This is a genomic window from Pedobacter agri (assembly GCF_032678665.1).
Taxonomy (GTDB): Bacteria; Bacteroidota; Bacteroidia; order Sphingobacteriales; family Sphingobacteriaceae; genus Pedobacter; species Pedobacter agri_A.
This window is the reverse complement of record NZ_JAVTSH010000016.1, coordinates 1-3,499: the sequence shown is the minus strand read 5'-3', so window position 1 is coordinate 3,499 and position 3,499 is coordinate 1. Positions and strand designations below refer to the sequence as shown.

General features: G+C 48.3%; 2 rRNA genes. Both read right to left on the bottom strand.

Going from position 1 to position 3,499, the window contains the following annotated elements:
• Positions 1–46: 46 nt before the first annotated feature.
• A 5S ribosomal RNA gene (rrf, locus tag R2Q70_RS21805) occupies positions 47–158 on the bottom strand.
• 129 nt (positions 159–287) lie between these two features.
• Positions 288–3,164, bottom strand: a 23S ribosomal RNA gene (locus R2Q70_RS21800).
• Between the last annotated feature and the right edge of the window lie 335 nt (positions 3,165–3,499).

Here is a 3,499-nt window from a genome sequence, read left to right as displayed (position 1 = left end):
ATAAACAAGAAAGCCCTGCAACGTTACGTTACAGGGCTTCTTTAAGATTTGGCACCGACCTACTCTCCCACGTGTTACCGCAGTACCATCGGCTCTGGTGGGCTTAACTTCTCTGTTCGGAATGGGAAGAGGTGGACACCACCGATATAGGCACCTAAATATTTTAAAGTTGTAAGTTATAAGTTCTAAGTTGTAAGTCTTTTGACTTTATACTTTTTACTTTAAACTTCAACATGACATATTATTGAAAGAAGTTAAGTTTTGAAGAACAAACAACAGTATGTTGCTTTTGAAAGCTTCGGATGATTAGTACTACTCGACTGTGCTGTCGCCAGCTTTACATCTGTAGCCTATCAACGTAGTAGTCTTCTACGGTCCTATATGGAATTCTCATCTCGTGGCTAGTTTCGCACTTAGATGCTTTCAGCGCTTATCTATTCCCAGCGTAGCTACTCTGCAATGCCCCTGGCGGAACAACAGATTCACTAGAGGCTAGTCCAACCCGGTCCTCTCGTACTAAGGTCAGCCCCACTCAAAATTCCTACGCCCACAACAGATAGGGACCGAACTGTCTCGCGACGTTCTGAACCCAGCTCGCGTGCCACTTTAATCGGCGAACAGCCGAACCCTTGGGACCTTCTCCAGCCCCAGGATGTGACGAGCCGACATCGAGGTGCCAAACCTCCCCGTCGATATGAGCTCTTGGGGGAGATCAGCCTGTTATCCCCAGCGTACCTTTTATCCTTTGAGCGATGGCCCTTCCATGCAGAACCACCGGATCACTATATCCGTCTTTCGACCCTGATCGACCTGTATGTCTCACAGTCAAGCAAGCTTATGCTATTGCACTCCGCGTACGGTTACCAAGCGTACTGAGCTTACCTTTGAAAGCCTCCGTTACCTTTTTGGAGGCGACCACCCCAGTCAAACTACCCATCAAACAATGTCTCCCGTAAGACGGGATTAGACACCGAACACAGAAAGGGTGGTATTTCAACGTTGGCTCCACGACGCCTAGCGACGCCGCTTCAAAGCCTCCCACCTATCCTACACATCCTGTGCCCAATGTCAATGTTAAATTGTAGTGAAGGTGCATGGGGTCTTTCCGTCCCGTTGCGGGTACCCGGCGTCTTCACCGGGACCACAATTTCACCGAGCTCATGGCTGAGACAGCGCCCAGATCGTTACACCATTCGTGCAGGTCGGAACTTACCCGACAAGGAATTTCGCTACCTTAGGACCGTTATAGTTACGGCCGCCGTTTACTGGGGCTTCGATTCAATGCTTCTCCTTGCGGATGACATCCCCTCTTAACCTTCCAGCACCGGGCAGGTGTCAGGCCTTATACTTCATCTTTCGATTTTGCAAAGCCATGTGTTTTTGTTAAACAGTCGCCTGGGCCTTTTCACTGCGGCTGACATTGCTGCCAGCGCCCCTTCTCCCGAAGTTACAGGGCCATTTTGCCGAGTTCCTTAGCCATGATTCACTCGAGCACCTTAGAATCCTCTTCCCGGATACCTGTGTCGGTTTGCGGTACGGGTTTTTATAACCTGAAGCTTAGCGGTTTTTCTTGGAAGTCTGATTACCTGCGCTATCCACTCACCCGAAGGCTTGCGGTACTATCGACTTTCAGCTAGATCGGCGGATTTGCCTACCGTTCTAATACCTACTGTCTTTAACGATCTATTCCGTCAGATCGCGGCAGTGTCACTACTCCGTCCCCACATCGCAGTTATAAAAAGTACTGGAATATTAACCAGTTGTCCATCGAATTTCCCCTTCGGGTTCTCCTTAGGTCCCGACTAACCCTGATCCGATTAGCGTTGATCAGGAAACCTTATCCTTTCGGTGGGCGGGTTTCTCGCCCGCCTTATCGTTACTTATGCCTACATTTGCTTTTCTATAAGCTCCAGCACCCATTACCAGATACCTTCACTGCCGATAGAATGCTCCCCTACCGATATATTTCAATCCCATAGCTTCGGTGTACAATTTAATGCCCGTTTATTATCCATGCCCGATCGCTCGACTAGTGAGCTGTTACGCACTCTTTAAATGAATGGCTGCTTCCAAGCCAACATCCTAGCTGTCTGTGCAATCGGACCTCGTTAGTTCAACTTAACTGTAACTTGGGGACCTTAGCTGATGGTCTGGGTTCTTTCCCTCTCGGCGCATGACCTTAGCACCCTGCGCCTCACTGCAGATCATATTTCATAGCATTCGGAGTTTGTCTGGATTTGGTAGGATTTGACTCCCCCGCACCCAATCAGTAGCTCTACCTCTATGAAACTTAATATCCACGCTGTTCCTAAAAACATTTCGGGGAGTACGAGCTATTTCCCAGTTTGATTAGCCTTTCACCCCTACCCACAGATCATCCGGAAACTTTTCAACGTTTATCGGTTCGGTCCTCCAGTACGTGTTACCGCACCTTCAACCTGTCCATGGGTAGATCACAAGGTTTCGCGTCTACCCCCTCTGACTATACGCCCTATTCAGACTCGCTTTCGCTTCGGATCCGTGCCTTAAACACTTAACCTTGCCAGAGAGGAGTAACTCGTAGGCTCATTATGCAAAAGGCACGCCGTCACGCAACTTGTACGCTCCGACCGCTTGTAAGTACACGGTTTCAGGTTCTATTTCACTCCCCTGTTCGGGGTTCTTTTCACCTTTCCCTCACGGTACTGGTTCACTATCGGTCTCTCAGGAGTATTTAGCCTTACCGGATGGTGCCGGCAGATTCCCACAAGGCGTCTCCGACCTCGCGGTACTCAGGATACTGCTAGACTAGCATTCTATACGTGTACAGGGCTATCACCTTGTATCGCCGGGCTTCCCATCCCGTTCCACTTCTGTTTGCTAATGCCACAACGCAGTCCTACAACCCCACCTATGCCGTAACATGGATGGTTTGGGCTCTTTCCCTTTCGCTCGCCACTACTCAGGAAATCATTGTTATTTTCTCTTCCTCTGCTTACTTAGATGTTTCAGTTCGGCAGGTTTGCTCATTATATGTGACTGGTCTTCAACCAGCCGGGTTGCCCCATTCGGAAATCTTCGGATCAATTCCTATTTGCAAATACCCGAAGCTTATCGCAGCTTATCACGTCCTTCATCGCCTCTGAGAGCCAAGGCATCCCCCGTGTACTCTTTATTACTTTCTTCTACTCATATGCCTTTTGCGCCATATGGTATGCTTTTTTTGCTCTTGTTATGATGTCTCATACCAGCCATCTGATTACTCTTCTGTCTGGTGAGCACAAACACAACAGTCGCCTATTGTTGTTTGCTCTTCTTTTTTAACTTCTTCCAATATGTCAAAGAACTTTATTAAGGTATAACGCTCAGGGTATAAAGGTGCAGGGTTTAATGTGCCCCAACCTAAGCCTATAGCTTATTCCTTATTAGTCAAAAACTGCGGTCTCGAACCGTTTCATGTGCCCCTTTGGCGTTTCTTTTCTTTCAATCTGTCAATGATGACCACCGATCCCGGTGATGT